Source organism: Leptolyngbya sp. BL0902 (assembly GCF_016403105.1).
Lineage (GTDB): Bacteria > Cyanobacteriota > Cyanobacteriia > Phormidesmidales > Phormidesmidaceae > Nodosilinea.
In genome coordinates this window covers 3,395,627-3,420,513 of sequence record NZ_CP046155.1, presented here as the reverse complement: position 1 = coordinate 3,420,513, position 24,887 = coordinate 3,395,627, and the positions used below count along the sequence as shown (strand labels likewise).

Sequence of the window (24,887 nt, the reverse complement as noted above, 5' to 3'; positions counted from 1 at the left end):
GTTCGCCTAGAGGCTTCGGGTAGGCTGATGTATACCCTACAATACTCAGCCCTCTGACACGATGCCCATTGCCCTATCCGTTGACGACTTTCTCCAGCAGTCTGGCCCCATTTTGGATGTCCGCAGTCCGGGGGAGTATGCCCAGGGGCACATTCCCAGTGCCGTCAGCTTTCCACTGTTTAGCGATGACGAACGCGCCCAGGTGGGCACCTGCTATAAACAGGTGGGACGGGATGCGGCGGTGGAACTAGGCTTTGAAATCGCAGGGCCAAAGTGCGCCACCTTTGTGCGTCAAGCCAAGGAACTGGCTCCTGACCTATCCCTACGGGTGCACTGCTGGCGGGGCGGAATGCGAAGCGGCGGCGTGGGCTGGATTTTGGAAACAGCAGGCTTTCAGGTCTACACCCTGGCGGGGGGCTACAAAGCCTATCGCCAGTGGGTGCGTCAGGTCTTGGCCACGCCCAAACCCATAGTTGTCCTCGGCGGCATGACGGGCACCGCTAAGACGCTGATTTTGCGGGAACTGGCCCAAATGGGCGAACCCGTGATTGACCTCGAACACCTCGCCAATAACCGAGGCAGCAGCTATGGAGCACTGATGTTGCCCCCCCAGCCCTCCACCGAGCACTACGAAAACCTGCTGGCGGCGGCCTGGGCACAGTTCGGCGGAGATCGTTCCATTTGGCTGGAGGCCGAAAGCCGTCGGGTGGGCACCTGCCGCATCCCCGACGAACTGTTTTTGCAAATGCTGGCGGCCCCTGCCCTGGAGGTGACGCGGTCGGTGGAGGAACGGCTGGATTTGCTGGTGTCTATTTATGGTGGGGCGGATCCTGAAGATTTAGTCATGGCCACCCAACGCATCCAGCGCCGTTTGGGAGGGCAGCACGCCAAAGCCGCCGTGGATTTGATCCGGGCTGGCGACCTGCGGTCGGCCTGCGCCATCATCCTGGCCTACTACGACCGCACCTATCGCCACGATCTCGAACGGCGCGGCAAAACCATTCCCCAAATCGACATCACGGGGCTATCCCCAGATCAAAGTGCCCAGCGCCTGCTTCAGGCCCTGCCCCAGGTAATCGCCGCCGCCAAACCCCAGCCAGCGGATTAGGCTAAAGGCGGCCCAGACTTGACCGCTAGGCCAGCCATTACGGTTCTGCCATAGTTCCTCCATCCAGCCCCAGGGTTAGCTAGCCTTGAGGCAACATTCTGTTCAGAGGTCACGGCTATGACCGATTCTGCGGCTGAGGGTTCCCATCGGGTCTACGCCAAGCCCACCGAAGGGCATAGGTCTCTGGGGGCTGGGGTGCGCCAGGTCTTATTTTGGGGGCCGATGATTGTATGCTTTGCTCTCCTGCTGGCGATTCTGCCGCCGCGAGGACGGACGGTGGGCTTGGCGGGGGGTGGCGTGGTGGCTGTTTTGTGGGCTGTGGTGGTGGGCGGGGTGCGGGTGGTGGCAGAATGGGAGCGGGGCGTGATTCTGCAACTGGGCAAGCTTCAGGATGTGCGTGGCCCTGGGATTTTCTATGTGATTCCGGTGCTGGAGTCGGTGCAGTTCATCGACACGCGCACCCTGGTGATCAACATCCCCCGCCAAAAGGTGATCACCCGCGACAACGTGCCCGCCGAGATTGACAGCGCCCTCTTCTTTAAGGTCAACGATGCCCAGAAGGCGGTGGCCTCGATTCAAGACTTTCGCTTTGCGGTGTCGCAGTATGCCCAGGCGGCCCTGCGTGATGTGGTGGGGGGCCTGCCCCTAGACGATTTGCTGTCGGAACGGGAGCACATTCAGCAGCAGATTAAGGCGATTGTGGAAGCCCAGGCGCGGGAGTGGGGGATGCACATCGACGCCATCCGGCTGCAAGACATTGAACTACCCGAAGACCTGAAGCGGATGATGTCGCGCCAAGCCTCGGCAGAACGGGAAAAACGCGCCACCATCACCAAGGCCGAAGGGGACCGCCTTGCCGCCCGCAGTTTGGCCCAGGCCGCTGCCATCATGGCCCGCAACCCCATCGCCCTAGAACTGCGCACCCTACAAAGCATCGACGGCCTAGGGGCCAGCCCCTCCAACACGGTGCTGCTGTTCCCGGTGCAGATGGCCCAAGCCCTATCCTCCCTGCAACGGATGGAGCCAGAACCGCCTGATCCCACGGGCCAACCTGCGGAACCTTCGGAGGAAGCTTAACCCTGTTTCCGGTGCCGGGAACTCTAAGGGTTGCCGCCAATCCTGCACAGGGGCGAACATCATCTGCCCTGGGACGACCGCTCCGATCTGGGGGCGGGCTCGATTCTCCCTAGCCATCCGGCGGCAAGGAATATCCTTGCTTTACTATGCATATCATGTGATCCAACGTGAACAGGACGAGGGAAGGTGCCATGGCCAAGCGAAAAAAGAGCCTCGCGAAGATTGCCCCAGGGGGATTTGGCCGCATCAATTTGGCCCAGGAACTTCAGCGGGTCGAGGGCTTGATGCGTCGGAATCAGTGGCCAGAGGCCAAGCAAAGGCTGTCAGATCTGGGTGGGCAATTCCCCCAGTCAAAGCAGGTGTGGCAATACCTGGCCTACGCCAGCATGGAGACCGATGATTTGGTCAACCACCAGCGGGCCATGGAACGGCTGACCACCCTAGACCCCACCAACGCCGACTATTTCTTTTCCTTGGGAGCGGCCTGCATGGGTAATGTTCATCCCCTGTTGGCGCTGCAATCCTTCCGCCAGGGGCTGGCCCTCAACCCCAACCACGACATTGCCGCCGAGGCCCAACGGGTCATCCAGGATCTAGAGCCGCTGCTTGCCGAGACGCTGACCGATATGGGCCTGACCGAGGCCGATGGGCTTGAGGTGGCCCTGCTCCACGAGCGCAGCCAAGCCTGCCTGGAACGGGGCGACTATGGCGACGCACGGGAAGCAACCCTGGGGGTTATTGATCGACACCCTGACTTTCTACCCGCCCAAAATAACCTGTCCCTAGTGTTCTGGGCTGAAGGGGATGCGGAATCTGCCATTACCCAGGCCCGAAGTGTCCTCAACCGCCAACCGGATAATGTTCACGCCCTAGGCAACCTAGTGCGGTTCTATGCCCTGACCCAGCGCCCCGACGAAGCCCGCCCCTACGCGGATCGTCTCCTGGCTAGCCATGCCGAAGCTTGGGATAGCTGGACGAAGAAGGCCGAAGCCCTGAGTTTGCTGGCCGACGATGCTGCCCTCATCACGATGTTTGAGGACTTCTTGGCCCAGGGCGGCGATGCCCTAGATCATGCTCCAGACCGTGCCAAAGGTGCCTCCGCTAACGATCCCAACAAGGCTGAGGAGGTCGGTGATGCCTTGACCTCGCCCCCTCGCCCTAGCCTGATGTTTTATCACTGGGTGGCGGTGGCCTTGGCCCGCACCAAAAAGGTTCAGCGGGCTAAGACCCTGTGGCAAGCGGTGCTAGCTCTCGATCCTCACCTAGAGATTGCTAAGGCCAACTTGGCGGATCTGCGTCGGCCCGTGGGTCAGCGCCACGGGGCTTGGCCCTTTTCCTGGGAGCAGTGGCTCTTGCCCCCCACCCTACACACCTTTCGGCAAACCCTAGATCGCACCATGGACGGTAAAGGAAAACGTCTCGTGGCCGGACTAGAGCAGTTTTTGGACGACCATCCCGACTTTGTGGCCATGTTGCCCCGCATTGCAGAGCGGGGTGGGCCAACGGGTCAAGAGTTCTTGGTGATGACGGCCCAGCAGATCAAGCACCCCGGCCTATTGGCGGCGGTGAAGGACTTAGCCCTGGGGAAAAATGGCCCCGATGCCCTGCGCCACCAAGCCGCTATCCTGGCCGCTCAGGCGAAGCTCATCGACAAAAATAACGTCACCCTGTGGCTGAATGGATCCTGGGAGACCATCACCCTGATGGATTTTGATATCCATAGTGACGTGCTCTACCACCACAGTAAGCAAGTGGAGAAGTGGTTGAAGCAGGCGCTCGGTCTTCTACGCAAACAGACCGTAGCGGCGGCAACGCAGGCGGAGGAACTGCTGAAAAAGGCCATCGCGGCTGAGCCAGACAGCCCCGATTTACTCAACAACTTGGCCGCCGCCTACCACTTCCAGGGCCGTACCCAGGAGGTTGACGCCCTGATTCACCAGATCTGTGAGCGCTTCCCCGACTATCTGTTGGCCGCCATGTCCCAGGTCAAGTTGTACATGAAGGATGGCAACCTAGAGGACGCTGAGGCCATTTTGAAACGCTTCATGGAGCGTGGCAGCTTTCACGTAGACGAATTTAGCGCCTTTTGCGAAACCTATGTCGATCTGATGCTGGCCAAGAAGAACCCCGACGGAGCCCGCACTTGGTTGCAAATGTGGGAGCAAACCGTCCCTGATCATCCCCGCCTGAACATTGGCTGGGCTAAGTTCGATGCTTACACTGGCAAGCACTTGTTAGAGATGTAAGGCTCATCGTCCCTTGGGAGGTATTTCACCCCGGAGACGTATCAGGACGCCAGCCTTGAACGATAAAGATCCATCTTTTTGGATATGAGGGCCACCCTAGTCGCTACCAGGGCAGGCGGCTACCGTCCCAACTGAAAAATTCACCGCTGTCGGTGGGTTCTAGGCCGTCAATTACCGTCATCAACTGGGTCACGGTGCGGGATACGGGGAACAGTTTCTCCGGCGCTACTCCCCGCTGAAAGGGCTGGGACAGGCGGGTATCCGTTGTGCCGGGATGGAGCAGGGCGAAGATGGTATGGGGGCTTTTGCGGGCATACTCCAGCGAGGCAGTTTTGATCAGCATATTCAGCGCCGCCTTAGAGGCCCGATAGCCATACCAGCCGCCCAAACGATTGTCGCCAATGCTGCCCACCTTGGCGGAAATCGCCCCAAACACGCTGGGCTGATCGTGCTTCAGCAGGGGGAAGAGATGCTTGGTTAACAACGCGGCCCCCACCGCATTCACCTGAAACGACCGGATGAGTTGGTCGCTGGTGAGCTGGCGGACGCTTTTTTCTGGCTGAAACTCCCCATCGTGGAGCAGGCCCACGCAGTAGACCACGAGGTGCAGACGGGGCTCGGTGGCCTGAAGCGCTGCGACAGACTGGGCAATGCTGTCCTCCGCCGTCACGTCCATCTCTAGGGGGGTCAGGTGGGCGTGTTCCTCCGCCAGCGCCATCAACGCTCCAGCGGTTTCCGGGCGGCGGTAGGTGCCATAGACCCGCTCAAACCGTCCATCCGCCACCAACTGCTGCACAAACCCCAGCCCAATACCCTGACTAGCCCCCACAATCAGGGCATTGGCCGCAACCAGGGACGTTCCAAAGGGCATCGCACCACCACACGCTACTGCCCTAGCCTAACCTGGATGATTGACAGACGCAGGGCTGCAAAGGTGATATCCACGACCTCAGACCTTAAATTGCGAACCTGATCTTTGGTTACGGCGGAGCCCTCACCCCCAGCCCCTCTCCCACGAGGAGAGGGGGGCCAGAAACGCCTTCAAAGTCCCTCTCCTAATTTGGGAGAGGGATTTAGGGTGAGGGCAAGATTGCCGCAGAAGCATGGGTTCATGCCCGATGGCATCCACAACCTCAGACCTTCCTTGCAGACGGCGATGTTGGTGACGACGAACATCGCGGTAGATTGGACAACGGATTGGATAATGGACGTGCTAGATAACGGGCTGGGCCAAGAGGTGCTGGGATGAAAGCCATTCGTGTGACGCAGTTTGGTGGGCCGGAGGTGCTGGAGGTTCAGGACATTGATGTTCCTCAAATCCAGTCCGCTACACAGGTTTTGGTGGAGATTCGCGCCGCTGGGGTAAACCCGGTGGATACCTACATTCGGTCGGGCACCTATGCGCGGCTCCCCCAACGGCCCTACACCCCCGGCAGCGATGGGGCTGGAGTGGTGGCGGCGGTGGGAGAAGCCGTCCGTCATATTCAAGTGGGGGATCGGGTCTACGGCGGCTGGCCAATCACAGGCACCTACGCCCAGTTTGCCCTCTACGAAGCGGACTGGATTTATCCCCTGCCGTCGAAGCTGTCCTTTGAGCAAGGGGCAGGCATTTTTATCCCCTACTCCACCGCCCACCGTGCTCTGTTTGAAAAGGCCCAAGCTCAGCCGGGGGAATGGGTGTTGATCCACGGCGCAACGGGGGCGGTGGGGCTGGCGGCGGTGCAGTTGGCCCATCAGGCGGGTTTGCGAATCATCGGCACCGGGGGCACCGAAGCGGGACGGGCACTCCTCCAAGCCCAGGGGGTCGAGGTGGTTTTGAATCATCACGATCCCGATTGCGTCGCCCACATCCTCGCCGCCACCGAGGGCCGAGGGATCAACGTCATCCTCGAAATGCTGGCCAACGTCAACCTAGGGAAAGACCTGCCGCTGTTGGCCTTTGGCGGACGGGTGGTGGTGATTGGCAACCGGGGCACGGTGGAAATTAACCCCAGGGACCTCATGGCCAAGGAAAGTACGATCACCGCCGTTAACCTGTTCAGCACCCCGCCCGAAACCCTGCACCACATTCAGGCCCAGCTTTCTCCAGGGTTACGGGATGGTACTCTGTTGCCCATCGTGGCCCACACCTCTCCCCTCGCGGAAGCCGCCACGGTTCACCGCCAAATTCTAGAACCCGGAGCCTTGGGAAATTGGGTGTTGATTCCCTAATCCCAAACCCAAAAATTAGGCAACCCCCATTCCCAGTCGCCCAACGGTAGGGGTTAGGTCTCTTCGCCCTTGGTGAAATGCGCTAACGGGGCGGTTAGTCGTCGTCTAAGCTAGGCAGCGTAAAGGCGCTGATGAGGTCGTCAATCATCTCCGCATCAAAGTCTTCTCCAGTGGCGTCGGCCCATTCATCGCCCACTTCAGGCATGGTTTCGCCACCATCGGCGTAGAAAGCGCTGATGAGGTCGCCAATCATTTGAGCCTCAAAGCTTTCCCCAGCGGCGTTGGCCAATTCCTTCAGCTTCTCGAAGGTTTGGTAGGAACGATCCCCCGAATCGAAAAGTTCCTCGGCCTGTTCAAACCAACTCTTAGGCGTTTGTTCTGCCATGATTAGAACCTCTTTTTAGCTTTTATCACTCGGTTTACTGTTCCTTCTCAGCAAGTCCTATGGGAAGAAACAGGCAGTAGGTGCGTCAACGGTCACATGGTCTATCTAAAACTCACTCTGCCCTAATGCATCTTGGAGGACGCCCTCAATCATTTCGTCAGTGAAGCCTCCTCTAGCGGGCTGGGCTTCACGATTACCATGGTGAACGCCGTTTGAGATCCACGGGTTCTCTCGTCCAGAGGGCTTCCCACCCACTCTCATCGGGGCTAAGTCGTCAGCATCTCCTACAAAGCGGCGGCTTCCCGGTTTTGGTTTCCTAACCCCGCCGCGCCCCGTATAGTAAATAGAGAAAACCCTATCCTCGCTCCTCACTATGCCCTGGCTCAGACCTCTCCTCTCCTCCCCCCGCCGTTTCCGCCCGGTTGGCCTGCAAACCCTAGGGCAAAGTCTGCTAGGGGCCATGTGTTCCATGCTGCTGGTGTTGGGATTGGCGGTGGGGCCAGCCCAGGCCATCGCCCCCTTCCAACTGCCGACGGTCGCCGCCGGAGAAGCCACCTGGCTGGTAGACGAGGCCGACATCATCAGCCGCATCAACGAGGGCAAAATTTCCGGTCGCCTCAGCAAATTGGCCGAACAAACCGGGCAAGAAGTTCGCCTCGTCACCATTCGCCACTTTGACTATGGCGAAACCATCCAAACCTTTACCGACAAAGTGTTTGAACGCTGGTACCCCACCGCCGAAGACCAGGCTAATCAAGTCCTCCTAGTGCTGGATGAAGTCACCAAAACCGTCGGCATCCGCGTGGGCGAAGAGGCCGCTGCCCTGCTGCCCGACGACATCGCCACCAGCGTGGCTCAGGAAACCGTGCTGGTTCCCCTACTCCAGGGCGACAAGTACAACCAAGCGTTTCTAGACGGCACCGACCGCCTAGTGGCCGTCATCAGCGGCCAACCCGACCCCGGTGCGCCCGTGTTTGACCAAGCCTTTGACAACCTCAGCGAAAGCACCTTCGCCTCCGCTGAAGACACCGAAGAAAACCGAGGCAACAACGCCATCCTGCTGATTGTGCTGCTGGTGCTGGCCACGGTGATTCCCATGGCCACCTACTATTGGTATGTCGGCTTCGGCAACTAAGGGCTGTAGCCGTAGGATGGGCCACGCCCACGAGCATCCTGCCGCTGCCTCCCTCGGCCAATTCCCAATTTCCCTAGGGCCGATTTCTAGGCAACCCCTAGCTAGGCAATCCCTAGGCAACTCCTAGCCAATGGCGACTGGGTGGGCGGTTCCTGCCCTGCGGCTGTTGATCACATTTCCTTACACCAATTTTTTAGGCGTCTTAACCATGAAAACTGAACCTTCTGTTACTCCCATGATTGACCGCCCCAAATCGGGCTTCAATGACTATGCCGAACGCATCAATGGTCGGGCGGCTATGCTGGGCTTCGTGGCTCTGGTGTTGTTTGAACTAGTCACTGGGCAAGCCATTGTCACTTGGTTGGGGCTGCGATAATTCAATCCATACCCATGCTAAAAAGCCCTGGAATATCGAAGTTCCAGGGCTTGATTGACCTATTGATTAGATGGCAAAGTGTATCCAAGCCCTAAAAGGTAGGCTCTCTGAGCTTTTGCAATATCCGCTAACACAGACGAAAAATGATGGTGTTCCCACGCTCCATCAACACCTATGATCGCTGCTCAGGTTAGGCTATCGTCTGGGCTCTTTGACCGGGATGGGAATCAGTTCTGGCTCGTGCTGAACTTCTGGCCCTAGGAGTGCATCGATGATGCCGTCAATCCACTCACGCAGCTTTTCGAGAGCCTTTTCGATGTAATCCATTAGGGCCTAACTCCTTACTGGAATGCGATGGTAGGGTGCGCCGCTTTGCTAAACTCACCAAAGCACAGCCCTCTGTCCCGCAATTTATACATGAACCCATCATAACCAATCCTTGCAAATGATCAAGGTGATTGTCACAGGAGATGACGACGGAGGAGGTCTAGGGCGGTGCAGGCGCTCAGGTGGCGTACCCAGTCACGGCCTCGGAAGTGGGCAAATTCGTATTTGCGGTGGATGACCTCGCCGCTGGGCATGGCCAACCCGATATAAACCAGACCGACGGGTTTGGTGTCCGTGCCGCCACTGGGGCCAGCGATCCCGGTAATGCTCAAGGCCCAGTCGGTTTGCAGCGCCGCCTTTGCCCCCAGGGCCATTTGCTCGGCCACGATGGCACTCACGGCCCCCTCGGTTTCTAGGGCGGCGGGATCCACCTTGAGCAGGCTGGTTTTGATCCGGTTGTCGTAGGCGATAATGCCGCCCATAAAGTAGGCGGAACTTCCGGCAATGGCGGTGAACATTTGCCCCAAGCCGCCCCCAGTGCAGGATTCGGCCACGGCTACGGTCTGCTGGCTTTGCTGCAATAAGGCCCCCACCACGGAAGCTAGGGATTCGCCATCGGCCCCGTAGCAATCGGCCCCCAGCAGGGCACGAATGCCCTGCTCGACCGGGTGAATCAGGGCTTCGGCTGCGGCAGTGGTGGTGGCTTTGGCGGAAATGCGGAGCTTAGCTTCGCCGTGGCTGGCGTAGGGGGCGACGGTGGGGTTGCTGAGGCTGAGGTACTCGTCCACCCGTTCGGCCATGCCCGATTCGCTAATGCCCCAACAGCGCAGCATCCGGCTAACGATGGTATCTTGCACCCAGCCGTGGTTTTTCAAATACGGGACGGAGGTCTCTTGCCACATGGCCTTCATTTCGCTGGGCACGCCGGGAAAGGTCATGATCAGCAGGCCCGGTCGGGGTTCCCAGATGATCCCTGGTGCGGTGCCCGTGCGGTTGGGCAACACCTCTGCGCCAGCGGGCAAGAGCGCCTGCTTGCGGTTGCTGGGGGTCATTACTCGGCCCCGGCTGGTGAATTTGGCTTCAATGTCGGCCACAATTTCGGGCCGCTCCACCAGGGGGGCATCAAAAAAGTCGGCCAGGGTTTCGATGGTCAAGTCATCTGGTGTGGGGCCAAGACCTCCGGTGAAGAGGATGAGGTTCGACCGCTCGCAGGCCATCGCCACCACCTGCTGGATGCGGTTGGGGTTGTCTCCCACCACGGTTTGAAAAAAGTGGGCAATGCCCAGATCCGCTAGCTCCTGGGCTAAATACTGGGCGTTGCTGTTGAGGATATCCCCCAGCAGTAGCTCGGTGCCCACACAAATTAACTCGGCGCTTTTGCCCATGGCCAACTTCAAATCCTTATATGCTTTAGGGAATGCCTCTTTATTGTGCGGCTTTATTGGGCGGTATGGTCGGAGCCTAGCGCCGCTCTGGACAGGGTTGCCCTGGGTGGATACGCTAGGCTGGTGTAGCTCCAGTGCTGCCCCTGCCGATTCGGTTTCCTATCCTCCGTCCCATGCTCGATAAAAACGCCCTGTTTGCCCTGTCGCTGTTTCCCTACCTGGGGTTTCTGTGGTTTCTCACCCGCACTAAGGGCACCCCCAAAATGGCGCTGTTTGGGTTCTATGCGCTGCTGATTTTTGTGGCGGTGACAATTCCGGCGGGGGCCTATGCCCAATTCGTTCGCAACGAAGAGCTGGCCAACATTGACTGGCTCCACGGCAGTGCAGAAGCCTTTTTGACCCTGTCTAACATTTTTGTGGTGCTGGGATTTCGGCAGGCGGTGGTGCAGCGCCAACGGCAGGCCGTGGTTAGCGATGAAGACCCGGAACCCTCACCCTCAGCCCCTCTTCCTCGGGGAGAGGGGAGCTAGAACGGCTCAAAGGACTACACCTAGGGGGGCATTGAACTGCCTTGTTTTACCCGTAAAAAGAAGCTTGAACCTCTCAAAGTCCCTCTCCCCATGGGAGAGGGATTTAGGGTGAGGGTGGCTCGGCGGATTGGGGCATAACCCCCTCAGCCTAGGACGCTAGGTAGTCGCGCACATCCACCACTTTGCCGGAGATGGCAGCGGCGGCGACCATGGCCGGACTCATCAGCAACGTGCGACCCGAGGCCGAACCCTGACGGCCCTTGAAGTTGCGGTTCGACGAAGAGGCGCTGATCTGCCGTCCCTGGAGTTTGTCGGGGTTCATGGCGAGGCACATGGAGCAGCCCGCCTCCCGCCATTCCAGCCCTGCGGCGGTGAAAACTTTGTCCAGTCCTTCCGCTTCGGCCTGTTGTTTCACCTGCTCGGAACCGGGCACCACAAAGGCTTTGATGCCCTCGGCCACGGTGTGACCCTGGACAACCTTGGCGGCTTCCCGCAGGTCGCTGATGCGGCCATTGGTGCAACTGCCGATGAAGCAGACGTCGATGGGAGTGCCTTGCAACGCCTGACCGGGCTGCAAATCCATGTAGGCAAAGGCTTCTTCAGCTAGGGCGCGTTCTCCATCGGCAAAGCTGTCGAGGGTGGGCAGGGCTTCGGTGACGCCAATGCCCTGGCCGGGGGTGATGCCCCAGGTGACGGTGGGGGCAATGTCGGCGGCGTTGAACACCACCACATCGTCATAGACCGCATCGGCGTCGCTGCGGAGGGTGTTCCACCAGGCTACGGCCTTATCCCAGGCTTCCCCTTGGGGGGCAAATTCACGCCCTTGCAGATAGTCGTAGGTGGTTTGGTCGGGGTTGACGTAGCCGCACCGGGCTCCGCCCTCGATGGCCATGTTGCAGATGGTCATCCGCCCTTCCATGCCCATCGAGTCCAAGGTGGTTCCGGCAAATTCGTAGGCATAGCCGACGCCGCCCTTCACGCCCAGGGTGCGGATGACGTGGAGGATGACATCCTTGGCGTAGACGCCCTGGGGTAGGGTGCCGTTCACCTCAATGCGGCGCACCTTCAGCTTGCCCAGGGCCAGGGTTTGGGAGGCCAGCACGTCGCGCACCTGGCTGGTGCCAATGCCAAAGGCAATCGCCCCAAAGGCTCCGTGGGTGGAGGTGTGGCTGTCGCCGCAGGCAATGGTCATCCCCGGCTGGGTGAGGCCCTGTTCCGGCGCGATCACATGGACGATGCCCTGGTGCCCAGACCCGATGTTGTAGAACCGAATGCCAAAATCCTGGCAGTTTTGCTCCAATGCCTGCATCATCGACTCGGCCAGGGGGTCGGCAAAGGGGCGGGCCTGGTTTTCGGTGGGGACGATGTGATCCACCGTGGCTACCGTGCGCTGGGGATACATCACGGGCAGGTTGCGCTCCCGCAGCATGGCAAAGGCTTGGGGGCTGGTGACTTCGTGAACCAGATGTAGCCCAATGAAAAGCTGAGTTTGGCCGGAGGGCAGGGTGCCCACGGTGTGCAGATCCCAAACTTTATCGAACAGCGTGCCCTTGCTCATAGCTAACCCGATGTGATGGCGTGAACGGCTGGAAAGACGATCCAAAAGACTCTTTATCTTAACGCATCGGGCTAGGGCATCGAAGCATGATGTCTTGGCGGAGGCAGGGCCTCGGCCCTAGGGCATGGCAGTGAGGCGCTGGATTTGCTCTGCGAAGTGATCTTGGCGATGGTGCAGTTGATGCGCCAGGGCCAGCCCTTCGGTGTAGGCTTGCAGCGCTCCGGTGGGGTTTCCGGTCTGTTCATAAAGTTGGCCGATTTGGTCAAAGGTTTCCATCAAGCCATAGGCACTGAGGGCTTGACGCTCCACCGCCAGCAGTTGTTGGTAGAGGTAGTCCACATCGGGCCATTGCCCCACCCGACCATAGAGATCGGCCAAGGCCCGCAGAATTTGGGCCGCCATCTCAAACTGTTCGCCCTCGATGGCGTTGGTGTAGGCCACCTGGTAATGACGCGCCGACCGCTCTAAATCTCCTGCCCGCTGGTGGTTTTGGGCCATGGCATACTGAAGTTCTGCCACCTGAATCCAGCGACTTTCGTCGGCACGGTAGCGGTTGAGGAGGTGCTGCTGGGCCAGAAGGGCCGCTTCAAACTGCTGGGCAAACTCTAAATTCTCAATCTGCCCGACCAAAAATCGCATTTCATCATTTCCCCCGGCGAGGGCGACGAGTTCGCTGTAGGTAGCGGCGGCTTCTGGAAAATAAAACCAGTCGCCATAGAGACGGGCCAGGGTTTCTAGCTGGGCTAGATGCTCGTTGCGGTCGCCTCGGTCTAGGGCGGCCTCGGCTAGGGTGCGGTGCAGGGCGGCGGCAGATTCGACGCGCCCCAGGGTGGCATAGATCGAGGCGATGGTGGCTAGCCGTTCTCGGTCAGCGGCCTGATCCACGGCCTGACCTGGGGTGATTTGATCAACCCGGATGGCCAGCAACTGTAGTTCCTGGGTGGCGCTGCTGTCCCGCAGCCATTGGGCAACCCGGTTGAGGGCCTCCAACTCCGTATTCAGCCCCAAGACTCGCCGCAGCCGCACCTCTCGCATCCAGAGGGATCGGGCGGTCTCCGGCTGATTGGCCATGGCTAGGGCCTCGGCTTCGCGGGCCAGTTGGTTTAAGCCCTGCTCTAGGTCAAATTCTTCCAGGGGGCTGAGGGGCCGATCCACGATGGGGGTCGGCAACAGCGGGTCACGGGGCTGATCGGTGAGGGGATCGGCCAAGAAGCGACTCCTCACGGTGGTCGGTAAGCTCTGGGCCTGGGCCGACGTCATCCCCCCATGGCCCAGGGGAGGTGGTGGCCCCCAACCGCTCAGCACCAGCAGCCCTAGCCCAAGCTGCCCCAGGCATAGCCCGACCTGCTGGCCTCGCTTTCTGCTCCAAGACCAACCGACAATACTAGATAACCTACAGGACACGGCAAGCCCCCCAACACCCTCCCAATCCTAACGCCTTGCGCTTTGCTCCTGGCGCTTTGGCCCAAGCACAGTTCTGACGACTGAAGGAGGGCCAAGGGGCTAAAGCTCACAAAACCGAAGCCCCGCCCTGCTAGAGCGGCTTTCAACAACCGAATATCTCCTTGCAGGATATGCGCCTGAGTGCGCCCTGGATCTTGACCTTAATGCGTGACAGGGCAGCGAGTGGGCCGATATTGATTGAAGTCGCTATCGTTTCAGTTCTCTTGTCGCCCTGCTTCTACAACAGCCTTGAGGCGTTGGTGAAAATCTGAGGGGTCGGAGTTGGGCACAAACGGGGGGATGCTGTCCGCCGAATCTGGGTGCAAGACTCGATTTGCGACGGGCTGAAAGCTAGGAATTACGACTTGGGTGGTTGCGGTCTTGCCTGTCAATGGCCCTGATTCAGCAAGGAGCACCACCGTGGTGTTTTCCGTTGCCGTCATCGGGACTGGGGCATCGTCTTCTGACGGGGCGGCTGCCGCGATAGTGATTGGATGCTCTGCAACCGAAGGGGGGGTGGCTTCTGTTGATCCGGCTGCGTGGAAATTCTCGGCGGGCGGGCGGGCGGGGGCGATGGTGGCTCTGGCTTCAGTCGCCTCAGTCGCCTCAGTCGCCTCAGTCGTCAAGGCATCTAAGGAATCTGCCGTTGGCCAAGATTCGTCGGTTAGGGATTCAGCCGTCAACGCTGCGGTGGAACCCTTGTCTATCAGCGCTGCGGGGGAACTTTCATCTACTGAAGGGGGATTGGGGGGCGGTGTTGGCGCTGTGGTGTGGGCTAGCTCTGGTGCTGTAACGGGCTGGGTGAGGCGGGCCAGTTGGTCGGGGGTGAGGGGGGGAATGGTGCGCGATGAAGCCCCAACCAAGGTATAGCTGTCTTCGTCGGGGGCGGGCTGGGGTTCGGCGGCGGGGAAGAAGGTCGTTGGGGGTGGGGCGAAGGGGGGGTGGGCAGAATCGTGATCGGGTTGGGAGGGGTTGACTCCAAACGGCGGGATGGAGAAGGAAGGCCCGTTGCTTTGCGTCTCGACTGCCGGGGTAGCGGGATAGGGCGGTGCAGCCTCGGTTCCGACATTCGTTGGGGCAACCGCCGCCGCAGGGTCTAGATCACGATGCGCGGCGGCATTGGCTTTGGTGGCCGCTAAAAATTGCCCCCAGGATTGGCCCAGAATAATAGACTCAAATTCTCGGTTAAAGTGGCGCAAGGGCTGACCTCGACGCTGCCACAGTTGCAAAATGTGGTCCACAGAAACCACCTTGTAGCGCCCTTGGTAGAGCGCTTCGGTAATGGCTTGGCTCACCCAGGTGGGTTCAAACCGTTGCAGCCACTCCGTTACCATGGTCTCGGCGCAGGTATCCACGTCAAAGCTATAGTCGCTCAGCAGTTGGAGAATGGGCGTTGTTTCTGGGGAAGTACGGTGTTTCGCCATGGCCTTTCCTAAAGATTCGTCCCCAACTCGAGTAGCACCAACGGTTGCGTTATACCCCAACCTTATCCTACGGGATAGATGAGTGACCATCCGTAGGTTTTTTTACGGATACTGGGTAGGCTGACACCTCCCCGTCCACCTTGGCTGGAGCCGGACAAACCACCCTGATAGGGCAGAGAGAATGGCACAATCGAAACAGACGACGGACGCACACCGCATGATTCGCTGCTTCACATTTTTTTGTATAGCTTTTTGTATAGCCCTGCTGAGCCTCATCGGCTGGCTGGCCCCTGCCCCTGAAGCCTGGGGGGCCAATGGCAGGGAATTAAGTCCTCTGGCGAATCCTGCAACCTTGGCCGTTGTGGGCGAACCTTCCACCGTTGCGCTCCCTCGCCCCCAAGCCCTTGTCCAGGCCGGAGGCGGGCCGTTGATGTCATCTTTCCCGTTTTTCCGCTGGAAGCAGTGCCAGGGGGATGGGGGATCTCCCTTGGCCATCCTGGGATCTCCCCTGGCGGGGCGGGGTGATGGGGCAGATCTCCAAGAACGCGCTGCCGAAACCGGGGCGATGATTGCCGATCTGCGTCAAAAAGCCTTTGCCGCCTCCAATGCCGGACAGTTTGCCGAAGCCGAGGAATACTGGAGCCTGCTGCTGGAGTATCTGCCCAACGAAGCGGCCCTATGGAGCAACCGGGGCAACGTGCGCCTGAGCCAGAATCAGCCCCTCGCCGCCCTGGCCGACTATGACCAAGCGGTGGCCCTCGCGCCGGATCAGCCCGATCCCTACCTGAACCGGGGTGCGGCCTTGGAACGGCTGGAGCGCTGGGACGACGCCATTGCCGACTACAGCCGGGTGTTAGAGATTAACCCCGATGACGCCGCCGCCTACAACAATCGGGGTAATGCCAAGGCCGGGTTGGGAGCTTGGGACGCCGCGTTTCAGGACTACCAGCAGGCGGTGACGCTAGATCCAAAATTTGCCTTTGCCCGCGTCAATGCGGCCCTCGCCAACTATCAACTGGGCCACACCGACGAAGCCATTCGCGAATTTCGCAACCTCACCCGCCGCTATCCCAACTTTGCCGATGCCCGTGCTGCCCTCACCGCTGCCCTCTGGGCCAATGGCCAACCCGGAGAAGCCGAAAGCAATTGGGTGGCCGTGATTGGGCTGGATATCCGCTACAAAAATCTGGACTGGGTGGCCCAGGTGCGCCGCTGGCCGCCGACCATGGTGGCGGCGTTGGATCGGTTTTTGCATCTGTAGGCGGGTCAAGACATGATGGTTGACCTGTTATTGATGACAAGCCTGGGCTTTTTGGGCAGCTTTGGCCATTGCCTAGGGATGTGCGGCCCGCTGACGGTGGCCTTTTCCTTGGGGGCCGGGGTGGGGGAACATCCCAATCGCTGGGCTGCCCTGCGCTTTCACCTGCTGCTGAACGGCGGACGGATGGCCAGCTATGCCCTGGTGGGCGGGTTGATTGGGGGGCTGGGGTCGGTGCTGGTGGCGGGGGGGCACATGGCTGGGGTGGGCAGCGATTTGCGCCGTGCCATGGCCCTGCTCACGGGCGGTTTGCTGGTGTGGTTTGGGCTAATGCAGGTCAGCCCTGGGCTGTTGCCTCGGTTGCCGTTTGTGCATCCTCTCCAGGGTCAAGCCCTGCATCAGCGCCTCATGCAGGCCATGGGCAAGGTGGCCGATGGTCGCCATTGGTGGACGCCCGCTGCCCTGGGGCTAGTGTGGGGGCTGGTGCCCTGCGGGTTTCTCTATGCCGCCCAACTTAAAGCCGCCGAAACTACCCAAGCCACCGCCGGAGCCCTCACCATGTTGGCCTTTGGCCTGGGCACCCTGCCGATGATGGTAGGGATTGGTTTTTCCGCCAGTTGGCTGAGCCAAGATCGCCGCAGTCAACTGTTTCGCCTGGGCGGCTGGATTACGCTGATCATCGGCTTGATCACCCTCACGCGCACCGGAGACGCCATGACCGACTATGGCGGCTATGCCAGTCTGGCGCTGCTGATGTTGGCCCTGGTGGCGCGTCCCCTCAGTCGGGTGTGGCCAGGGCCAATGCGCTATCGGCGCGGGCTGGGGGTGGGGGCGTTTGTGCTGGGGCTGGCCCATGCCGTGCAGATGGTGCACCACAGTTGGCAGGGCAACCTCAATGCGATTTGGTTTATGCTGCCAGCGCACCAGTGGGGCGTGCTGGCTGGGGTGATGACTCTAACGCTTTTGTTTCCCCTGGCCCTCACCAGCCGCAATGACCTTCAGCGCTGGCTGGGTTCTGCTTGGCGAACGCTCCATCTGTTAAGCCTGCCTGCCCTGGGCCTAGGGCTTACCCACGGCCTGCTGATGGGGGCCTCTCCCAGCCGTTGGCTACCCACCAGCCCCGGCCAATGGTGGCGGGCGGGTTGCTTACTGGCGCTAGGCTTGGGGGTGGTGCTGGTGCGGTCGCGCCGCTTCTGGACATGGCTGGCTTTAGAAAAGTATTATGGGGCTCCAAAACCTATCCCGCCGACCCATGCTGACCCCACGCCCAAACCCCATCGCTAATCGCTGGCTTGGCCTGGGGGGAAGCCTGATGACGGCCCAGGGGCTTGACCTCATCTCTCCGGCCCAGGCCCACCAAGTACAAACCAGCGCCACCGTGGGCGGCACCCTCCACATCGAACCCAACGATACCCCCCGCGCCCAGGAAGATAGCCTGATCTGGCTTGCCCTAACCCAGCGTGGGGGCCGAGTCATTCCCCTAGAAGACTGCTACTGCACTCTGCGGATCTACCAGGGCAATACCATGCTGGCCCAGCCCTACCTTCAGCCCATCACCGCCGAGGGCTACCAAAACATCCCCAGTGCCACCTTTATGTTTCCTGCCGTGGGAGCCTACACCGTGGTGCTAGAGGGCCGTCCTCAAAACGACGCTGAATTTGAGCCCTTCGAGCTGTCCTACAACGTCACGGTTGCCGCAGCGGCCCCGGTGACGCCCCAAACCACTGCCACCGACTGGCCGACCGAACCCGCCCTGCCCGCCACCCTGCCCGAACCCGATGCCACTGTCCCCAGCGCCCTGACCGTTGTGTTGGTCATTGCAGCGGCGTCAGGTTTGCTGATTGGGGTCTTGGCCAAACTGCGTTCCTAATCCGCTGATCCCAATCCCTCTTTTGATCCCAATCCCTCCTGGGCCATGCCCGGTGTCTCGGTGATGCCCGGTGCCTCGTCACCGTATTGAGGGTGCAACCGAGGTCAGCCACCAGGGTTGAGGCAGCGATGCCCTCGCCTACCGATGGCGATGCCCCGTGCCTGGATCGGCGTGGCTCGCCCGTGCCATCAGCATGGCTTGGGCACTAAAGACGGCCTCGGGGCTGGGGGGCTGGCGTTGGGTGTAGGTGCCGTCGGCGTTCATATCCCAGGCTTGGCGGTTGTCTTGGAGGTAGGCATCTAGGATAAACCGCAGTTCAGCTCGGATGGCGGGGTCGGTAATGGGAACGACGGCCTCAACGCGGCGGTCGAGGTTGCGGGGTCTCCAGTCGGCACTGCCCATGAAGAACCGCTCATCGCCGCCGTTGTGAAAGTAGAAAATGCGCGAATGCTCTAGGAACTGGCCCAGGATGCTGATCACGCGGATGTTGTCGCTGAATCCGGGCAGGCCGGGACGCAGGCAGCAAATGCCGCGAATAATCAGATCAATGACGACCCCCGCCTGGGATGCTTGGTAGAGCAATTGAATCAGGTCTGGGTCGGTAAAGGCATTCATTTTGACGATGATGCGCCCCGGCTTGCCATGGCGCACCTGCTGAATTTCGTCGTGAATCAGAGCCACCAACTGCTGGCGCAGGGTAAGCGGTGCCACCAGGAGTTGGCGAAACTGGTGCTGGCGAGAGTAGCCTGTCAGGTAGTTGAACAGGTCGGACAAATCAGCCCCGATCTCTGGGCAAGCACTGAGCAGGCCCAAGTCGGTATAGTATCGGGCGGTTTTGGGGTTGTAGTTGCCTGTGCTGAGGTGGAAGTAGCGGCGGAGGTGATCTCCCTCCCGTCGGACAACTAGGGTCATTTTGGTGTGGATCTTCAGCCCCATCAGGCCGTAGACCACATGGACACCAGACTGTTCTAGCTTTTTGGCCCAGTTGATATTGTTTTCTTCGTCAAAGCGGGCCTTCAGTTCCACCAGGGCTGTTACCTGTTTGCCATTGGCCGCCGCTGCAATCAGGGCATTGACGATAGGGGAATCACCGGAGGTACGGTACAGCGTTATTTTGATGGCAAGGACGTGGGGATCGTGGGCGGCCTGGGAAATAAACCGCTGCACCGTGGCGGCAAAGGCGTGGTATGGGTGATGGAAGAGCTGGTTCTGACGGCGCACCAGGGCAAAGAGATCCTCCGCATCCTCCAGATCGTCATCGGCCTCGTTGACCTGGGGTGGGTTGAGGGTGGCCAGGGCGGGGGGCACCGTGGGCAACCAGGCCGGAGCCTTCAACGCTGGACAGGGAAGGCTGGCCAGGGCACTCAGATCGCCGAGCCCCAGCAGACCATCCACGGCATAGACATCCACCGGAGACAGGCCCAGTTCCTCCACCATCAGCGCCTGCACCTGGGGCGGACTGCGTCGCTGAATTTCTAGCCGCACCGCCGATCCCCCTAGCCGCCGCTTCTGCAATTCCTGTTCAATGGCCAGCATTAGGTCATCGGTCTCGTCCTCCACCACCGCCAGGTCGGCATCGCGGGTAATGCGGGAGAGGGCGTGGCCCTGGAGGATCATGCCAGGGAACAGCGACTCTAGGTGGTGGATAATCACCTGTTCTAGGGGCACGCCGATCCACTGGCAGGGCTGACGACGCTTCGACCACAGTTCCTCGGGCAGGGCAATGAACCGAGGCAACACCCGGGGCACCTTCACCCTGGCGATGTGGGTAGCGTGGGTGTGGGAATCCTCTAGCACCACGGCCAAATTGAGGCTGAGGTTAGACAGGTAGGGGAACGGGTGGCCCGGCTCCACCGCAAGGGGCGTCAGGACGGGAAACAGGTGATCCTCAAAGTAGTGGGCGAGGTAGCGCTGCTGGGTGGGGTTTAACTGGCGATAATTCAGCAGGTAAATCCCGTTTTCGGCCATACGCGTTCTGAGGCTGCGGCCAAAAAAACGCTGCTGCTGTTGCACCATGGGGCGCAGGGTGCGGTGGATGAGCTGGAGTTGCTGGCTGGGGGTGCGGCCATCGGGGGACTTGACCGCCACCTGGGCACCAATCTGCTGCTTAATCGCCGCCACCCGCACCATGAAGTATTCGTCTAGGTTATCGCTAAAAATGGTGAGGAACTTGAGGGCCTCTAACAGCGGCGTGCGGGGATCCATCGCCTCCTGGAGAACGCGACGGTTAAACTCCAGCCAGCTTGCCTCGCGGCTGAGGTAGGCGGCGGGGTCGATGCTACTGAAAGCCTGGGGAGGATGGAGTTGAGCAGCATTGGCCATGGCCGTCTTGCACCTACCGTATTGGGTTCCAGCGGTGGCCTAGGGTCAACCGCTCAACCCAGCCTTAACTCCAGATGGATGCTAGGTTAACCATCCTAGCGTGACACCCCGGGCGGCGTATAGGCCAAAAACCGGAGACAACTGTACAACTGGAAGGCGGCGTCCCAGGCACAGGCGGCACTGCGGTTGAGTTCTAGATAGGGGGTGATCTCCGGCAGCAGGTCAATAAAGTCGAGGGCGCTTTCGCCAAAGCCAGTAAAGTCGCGGTGCAGTGAGGGTACAATGGCCTGCTCAAACCCAGTTTTGAGCGCTTTCCAGGCGGTGGCAGCAATCAGGGGGCCTGCCGTGGGTGGTTCCCACAAACCCGGCAGGGGGGCAGACTCTCGGTAGCGGTAGGTGCGGTCACAAAAACGCAGCACGCAGCCCCGCCCGTGGAGGTGCCAGTCCAGCACCTCGGCATAGTCTTGGGTGGTTTCCTTGCGTTTCAGTTTGCCCCAGGGGCCAAGATCTACCACCGACTCGTAGATCGGCAGCGCCCCCAATACCCACTGGCTAATCTCCGACCATTGCAGTTGCAGGGTGCCCCGTTGACCGCTGGCATTCTGGCACAGCACCGTAATCTGGGGGGTAAAGCTTTGGATAGTCTGCACCCGAAAGACAGGCAGTGCTTTCACCTCGTCTATGGAGGCTGCAAAGCAGGACACCTGATACTGACGCAGTTGTTCGGCCAAGTAGCGCAGTTCGCCGCAAGGCCCCGTGCGGTAGAGCCGCCAGTATTGGCTGGGCAACCGCGTCCGGGCCGTATAGGCGTCAATCTGCATCACCTTGGCCAAGCCCTGCACCGCCGTCTGTCGCAGATCGCCCATCACCGGATGGAGCACCAACATTCCCGCCACCTCCGATCCAGGCTGGGCCTTAGCGGCATTTAGGTTGTGCTCTCGCTGGCGGGCTAGGGCATCTCGCACCCGCTGAATCCCTTCCCTGGCCTGACTGAGTACCTTGGTGTTGGCCGTGGTTTGCAGCAGTTTGGTGTAGGTGGCCTGCGCCTTCTCCATCTCGGCCTTAGCCTCCCAATATTGCCCCATCGCCAGGGCCAGCCAGGGATCTTTCGGTTTCTCTCGCTGCCACTGCTGAATCAGTTGGGCCGCTTGGGTCAGTTGCTGCAACTGGAGGGCGGTGGAGACCAGGTCATACATGGGAATCGCAAGATAGGGAACGGAGACAGATCTGGGCAGCGCCTCAGAGGCGGCGGGGGCTAGAGGAGACGGAGTTGTTGGGTGGCGGGGGGGGCTGAATCGTCCGGGGGGGCGGCAGGGTCGGGGAGGTTGTTGTCCCAGTCGTGCCGATCCAACTCGCCTGGGAGATCGAGGGTGAGATCATCGGCGGATTCTAGCAGTAGGGTCGCTGCCGTGATCAGGGTTTCCTTGAGATCCGCGACCTCAGGCCGACTGTCGAGGTAGGTCTTCAGGGCGGTGAGGGGGTCTAGGGTGCTATCAGGGCTGAGGTCTGGCAGGCGATGGCGATGGACAGGGGCCTCGACGTGGGCCTGTACTGTGTAGGTGTGGGCCGAGGCCAGGGTGGCAACCAGGGCGGCGCTATCGATCTGATCCACCTGGTCTGCCCGCAGGGAGTAGAGACAGCGCACCACGGCATCGGTGATCTCGGTGGCAGCGATGGCCTGGAGTAGGGTCTCCTGGGGGGCCGTCGCCGCTGTTAAGTCCACCTCGATAGTCCGAAAGGGGCGCACGGGCAGCGGACAAAATTCGGCGGTGGTGCCGCCCCGCTGGAGATGAACGAGGACGTAGCCCTTGTCTTCCGATTCTTCGCTAAAGTCCACCCGCTCAATGCTGCCGGGATAAATCATCAAGGGCTGGTGGCACAAAATTTGGTGGCGATGCACATGGCCGAGGGCCACATAGTCAAAACAGAGCCGCGCCAACAGCGCCATGGGAATGGTTAACCCTCGCCCTGCGGCCAGAAATCGTTCTCCCCCGTAGCGGGCGGTGTCTACCATGGCATGGGCCAGCAGCACCGTAGGCAGGGCAGGATCGAGACTGCGAATTTCTCCCTCCAGGGCTACCCGCAGCCGATCTAAGAGCAGTTCATTCACCTGGGCCATCGAGAGGCCGTCGGTTTCGGGCCGGGTTAATAGGGTGGAACGGGTGATCCAGGGCAGCGTCACCACCTGCACCGGGCCTTGGCGGGTGACAAGACGGTGGGTTTCCAGCCGATCTCCCACCACCACCCCCGGCACGCCCAGGGTGCGATAGATGGACAAACTGGCACCCCCCAGCCCTTGGGCGTGTTGATCGTGGTTGCCCACCAGCAGTACCGTGGGAATGCCCGCCGCCGACAATCGGCAGAATTGCTGAGCCAACGCCTGCTGCACCAGGGGGGGCGGGGTCGCATCGGGGAAGGCATCGCCCCCAAACAGCACCAGATCCACGGGCTCCGCCAAGGCCCGATCCATACAGCGTGTCAGGGCTGCGATAAAATCTTCCAGGCGGGTATTGAGCCCCGTTTCGGGGTTGATTCGACCGTGGGACAACCCGCTGCCCAGGTGAATATCCGATAGGTGCAGTACCGTAATCATGGTTCGGCAAGTGCAGAGGGCAAGGCCAAGGCCGTTTCCCCATGATAAAACCTTGTTCCCGAAATCATCCCCGCTTCCTTGGCCGCTAGCCCACCCCTATCCTGGTTCGCCCTGGCCGTTCGGTCTAAAACCGTGCCCCCGTGGGATACTCCATCCTGAATCCATGGCGTTGTTCATGCTTCCCCCGTTGCCGCCGCCCCCGCTATCAGACCCCTCCTATCTGCGTCACCGCCACTGGATGCAGCACGCTTTGGCCCAAGCCGCCCAGGCCGAACAGGCGGGAGACGTGCCCGTAGGAGCCGTTGTGATTGGCCCCAACAATCAGCTCCTAGCATCGGCCCACAACCGCCGCGAGCAGGATCAAGACCCCACCGCCCATGCGGAAATCCTCGCCCTGAAACAGGCTAGCCAGCGATTGGGCAACTGGCACCTGAACCAATGCACCCTCTACGTCACCCTAGAGCCTTGTCCGATGTGTGCCGGGGCGATTATTCTCAGCCGCTTGGGCCTGCTGGTCTATGGGGCCGATGACCCCAAGGCAGGCGCGGTGCGTTCCCGTTTGAATCTCCCTGATGGCCCTGCTTCTAACCATCGGCTGGCGGTGCTGGCGGGCATTCTCGCCGAACCCTGCCAGCAACAGCTTCAGCGGTGGTTTGCCCAGCGTCGTCATCCTCACTGAGACTTGGGCCATGCCTAGAAAGCCAAGGCGAGGATTTGCAGGGCAGTCTGCGTGGGCAATTGGTCGGCCAATACGGCTAACGTAGACCGATCAACGGGAGACAACCCCTAGCCCTTCACGCCGCTCCCCGCTTCGGTGGGCACAATGTAGCGCTGAAGCAGCACAAACACCAGGATGGCAGGCAGCACCGAGAGAATTGACCCCGCCGCAATGAGCCGCCAGTCTAGCGAGAAACTTCCGGCGAGGCGAGCCACCCCCAGGGGTAGGGTATAGCGTTCGGGCTGGTCGAGTAAAATCAGCGGCCAGAGAAATTCGCTCCAGGTGCCGATAAACACAAAAATCCCCAGGGTGACGAGGGCAGGCCGGGTGGCGGGCAGCATCACATTCCACCAAATGCCGAGGTCCGAGCAGCCATCCATGCGGGCCGCTTCCTCCAGTTCCTTGGGCACGCCCTGGAACGCTTGGCGCATCAAGAAAATGCCGAAGGCAGAGGCCAAGTAGGGCAACACCAAGCCCAGGTAGCTATTGCGAAGGCCCCAGTTCACCGCCAGGATGTACAACGGAATCATCACCACCTGAAAGGGGATCATGATCGTGGCCACAATCAGGGCCAGGATAGCTTCTCGGCCCACAAAGGACAGCCGTGCCAGGGGATAGGCCGCCAGGGAACAGAGCAGGAGATTGATCGCCACCGTCAGCACCGCCACAATGGTGCTGTTGAGGAAGTATTGCAGAAAAGGGTTGCTCTGCCACACCCGGCCATAGTTGTTGAAGGTGGGATCGCGAGGAATCAGTTGGGGCGGGGCCGCCAGGAGGTTTTCGGTGGGGCCTTTGAAGGAGGTGCTGACCAACCACAGCATGGGAAACACCATCACCCCGGCAATCAGCAGCAGCACCCCGTAGAGCAGCAGGGTGCGCCAGTGGGGCCAATGGACAATGCGCTGGGCGAGGGTTGCCATG

At 60.5% G+C, this 24,887-nt stretch carries 23 protein-coding genes; 12 read left to right on the top strand and 11 right to left on the bottom strand.

Annotated features, from left to right (window positions below; genetic code table 11):
- Positions 1-61 precede the first annotated feature (61 nt).
- The 3 genes from mnmH to GFS31_RS15125 all read left to right on the top strand — a co-directional run bounded on the left by mnmH (position 62) and on the right by GFS31_RS15125 (position 4,431).
- A complete protein-coding gene (gene mnmH / locus GFS31_RS15135; protein WP_198805633.1) occupies positions 62-1,108 on the top strand; it encodes a tRNA 2-selenouridine(34) synthase MnmH in 1,047 nt (348 codons plus the stop codon).
- A gap of 117 nt (positions 1,109-1,225) precedes the next feature.
- Positions 1,226-2,185, top strand: coding sequence for an SPFH domain-containing protein (locus GFS31_RS15130; protein WP_198805632.1), 960 nt, complete (start codon positions 1,226-1,228; stop codon positions 2,183-2,185).
- A 191-nt stretch (positions 2,186-2,376) separates the two neighbouring features.
- The gene (locus GFS31_RS15125; protein WP_198805631.1) at positions 2,377-4,431 is read left to right on the top strand and encodes a tetratricopeptide repeat protein; all 2,055 of its coding nucleotides are present in this window, start codon (positions 2,377-2,379) and stop codon (positions 4,429-4,431) included.
- 103 nt (positions 4,432-4,534) lie between these two features.
- On the opposite strand, the gene GFS31_RS15120 is transcribed toward GFS31_RS15125, so the two are convergent.
- Positions 4,535-5,302, bottom strand: coding sequence for an SDR family NAD(P)-dependent oxidoreductase (locus GFS31_RS15120; protein WP_198805630.1), 768 nt, complete (start codon positions 5,300-5,302; stop codon positions 4,535-4,537).
- Between the two features lie 219 nt (positions 5,303-5,521).
- Here GFS31_RS15120 and GFS31_RS15115 point away from each other — a divergent pair, with 219 nt between their 5' ends.
- Both GFS31_RS15115 and GFS31_RS15110 read left to right on the top strand, forming a co-directional pair.
- The gene (locus GFS31_RS15115) at positions 5,522-5,680 is read left to right on the top strand and encodes a hypothetical protein (protein ID WP_198805629.1); all 159 of its coding nucleotides are present in this window, start codon (positions 5,522-5,524) and stop codon (positions 5,678-5,680) included.
- Entirely contained in the window at positions 5,677-6,642 is a 966-nt protein-coding gene (locus tag GFS31_RS15110) for an NADPH:quinone reductase (RefSeq protein WP_198805628.1), read from the top strand. The genes GFS31_RS15115 and GFS31_RS15110 overlap by 4 nt, the downstream gene beginning before the upstream one ends.
- Positions 6,643-6,736: 94 nt before the next feature.
- Here GFS31_RS15110 and GFS31_RS15105 read toward each other — a convergent pair whose 3' ends face one another.
- A complete protein-coding gene (locus GFS31_RS15105; RefSeq protein ID WP_198805627.1) occupies positions 6,737-7,027 on the bottom strand; it encodes a hypothetical protein in 291 nt (96 codons plus the stop codon).
- Positions 7,028-7,400: 373 nt separating this feature from the next.
- On the opposite strand from GFS31_RS15105, the gene psb32 reads away from it, so the two are divergent.
- Both psb32 and GFS31_RS15095 read left to right on the top strand, forming a co-directional pair.
- Positions 7,401-8,162, top strand: a complete 762-nt coding sequence (psb32, locus tag GFS31_RS15100) for a photosystem II repair protein Psb32 (RefSeq protein ID WP_198805626.1) — start codon at positions 7,401-7,403, stop codon at positions 8,160-8,162.
- A 208-nt stretch (positions 8,163-8,370) separates the two neighbouring features.
- Positions 8,371-8,538 carry a chlorophyll a/b-binding protein gene (locus GFS31_RS15095; protein WP_198805625.1) on the top strand — a complete coding sequence of 56 codons (168 nt, stop codon included), beginning with the start codon at positions 8,371-8,373 and terminating at the stop codon, positions 8,536-8,538.
- A gap of 195 nt (positions 8,539-8,733) precedes the next feature.
- Here GFS31_RS15095 and GFS31_RS21305 read toward each other — a convergent pair whose 3' ends face one another.
- A complete protein-coding gene (locus tag GFS31_RS21305; RefSeq protein ID WP_263974848.1) occupies positions 8,734-8,865 on the bottom strand; it encodes a hypothetical protein in 132 nt (43 codons plus the stop codon).
- 134 nt (positions 8,866-8,999) lie between these two features.
- Positions 9,000-10,250, bottom strand: a complete 1,251-nt coding sequence (locus GFS31_RS15090) for a competence/damage-inducible protein A (RefSeq protein ID WP_198805624.1) — start codon at positions 10,248-10,250, stop codon at positions 9,000-9,002.
- 173 nt (positions 10,251-10,423) lie between these two features.
- Between GFS31_RS15090 and GFS31_RS15085 the strand changes: the two genes are divergently transcribed.
- Positions 10,424-10,780, top strand: a complete 357-nt coding sequence (locus GFS31_RS15085; RefSeq protein WP_198805623.1) for a DUF3593 domain-containing protein — start codon at positions 10,424-10,426, stop codon at positions 10,778-10,780.
- A 148-nt stretch (positions 10,781-10,928) separates the two neighbouring features.
- Here GFS31_RS15085 and leuC read toward each other — a convergent pair whose 3' ends face one another.
- The 3 genes from leuC to GFS31_RS15070 all read right to left on the bottom strand — a co-directional run bounded on the left by leuC (position 10,929) and on the right by GFS31_RS15070 (position 15,205).
- Positions 10,929-12,338 (bottom strand): 3-isopropylmalate dehydratase large subunit, encoded by a 1,410-nt coding sequence (gene leuC / locus GFS31_RS15080; RefSeq protein ID WP_198805622.1) that lies wholly within the window; start codon positions 12,336-12,338, stop codon positions 10,929-10,931.
- A 117-nt stretch (positions 12,339-12,455) separates the two neighbouring features.
- Positions 12,456-13,598, bottom strand: a complete 1,143-nt coding sequence (locus tag GFS31_RS15075) for a tetratricopeptide repeat protein (protein ID WP_198805621.1) — start codon at positions 13,596-13,598, stop codon at positions 12,456-12,458.
- A 398-nt stretch (positions 13,599-13,996) separates the two neighbouring features.
- A complete protein-coding gene (locus GFS31_RS15070) occupies positions 13,997-15,205 on the bottom strand; it encodes a hypothetical protein (protein WP_198805620.1) in 1,209 nt (402 codons plus the stop codon).
- 181 nt (positions 15,206-15,386) lie between these two features.
- Here GFS31_RS15070 and GFS31_RS21595 point away from each other — a divergent pair, with 181 nt between their 5' ends.
- The 3 genes from GFS31_RS21595 to GFS31_RS15055 are packed head-to-tail and all read left to right on the top strand — an operon-like array spanning position 15,387 to position 18,333.
- Positions 15,387-16,466 (top strand): tetratricopeptide repeat protein, encoded by a 1,080-nt coding sequence (locus tag GFS31_RS21595; RefSeq protein WP_263974847.1) that lies wholly within the window; start codon positions 15,387-15,389, stop codon positions 16,464-16,466.
- A gap of 12 nt (positions 16,467-16,478) precedes the next feature.
- On the top strand, positions 16,479-17,747 hold the full coding sequence (locus GFS31_RS15060) for a sulfite exporter TauE/SafE family protein (RefSeq protein ID WP_263974846.1): 1,269 nt from the start codon (positions 16,479-16,481) through the stop codon (positions 17,745-17,747).
- Positions 17,716-18,333 (top strand): hypothetical protein, encoded by a 618-nt coding sequence (locus GFS31_RS15055; RefSeq protein WP_198805619.1) that lies wholly within the window; start codon positions 17,716-17,718, stop codon positions 18,331-18,333. Before GFS31_RS15060 ends, GFS31_RS15055 begins: the two co-directional genes overlap by 32 nt.
- A 138-nt stretch (positions 18,334-18,471) precedes the next feature.
- Here the strand turns inward: GFS31_RS15055 and ppk1 are convergent, their stop codons facing one another.
- The 3 genes from ppk1 to sbcD all read right to left on the bottom strand — a co-directional run bounded on the left by ppk1 (position 18,472) and on the right by sbcD (position 23,248).
- Positions 18,472-20,655: a polyphosphate kinase 1 gene (ppk1, locus tag GFS31_RS15050; RefSeq protein WP_198805618.1), complete on the bottom strand. Its 2,184-nt coding sequence runs from the start codon at positions 20,653-20,655 to the stop codon at positions 18,472-18,474.
- A gap of 95 nt (positions 20,656-20,750) precedes the next feature.
- Positions 20,751-21,851: a hypothetical protein gene (locus tag GFS31_RS15045; RefSeq protein WP_198805617.1), complete on the bottom strand. Its 1,101-nt coding sequence runs from the start codon at positions 21,849-21,851 to the stop codon at positions 20,751-20,753.
- Positions 21,852-21,910: 59 nt separating this feature from the next.
- Positions 21,911-23,248, bottom strand: coding sequence for an exonuclease subunit SbcD (sbcD, locus tag GFS31_RS15040; RefSeq protein WP_198805616.1), 1,338 nt, complete (start codon positions 23,246-23,248; stop codon positions 21,911-21,913).
- A 163-nt stretch (positions 23,249-23,411) separates the two neighbouring features.
- On the opposite strand from sbcD, the gene tadA reads away from it, so the two are divergent.
- The gene (gene tadA / locus GFS31_RS15035) at positions 23,412-23,927 is read left to right on the top strand and encodes a tRNA adenosine(34) deaminase TadA (protein ID WP_225907437.1); all 516 of its coding nucleotides are present in this window, start codon (positions 23,412-23,414) and stop codon (positions 23,925-23,927) included.
- 107 nt (positions 23,928-24,034) lie between these two features.
- Here tadA and GFS31_RS15030 read toward each other — a convergent pair whose 3' ends face one another.
- Positions 24,035-24,886, bottom strand: coding sequence for a carbohydrate ABC transporter permease (locus GFS31_RS15030; RefSeq protein ID WP_198805615.1), 852 nt, complete (start codon positions 24,884-24,886; stop codon positions 24,035-24,037).
- Position 24,887 lies beyond the last annotated feature (1 nt).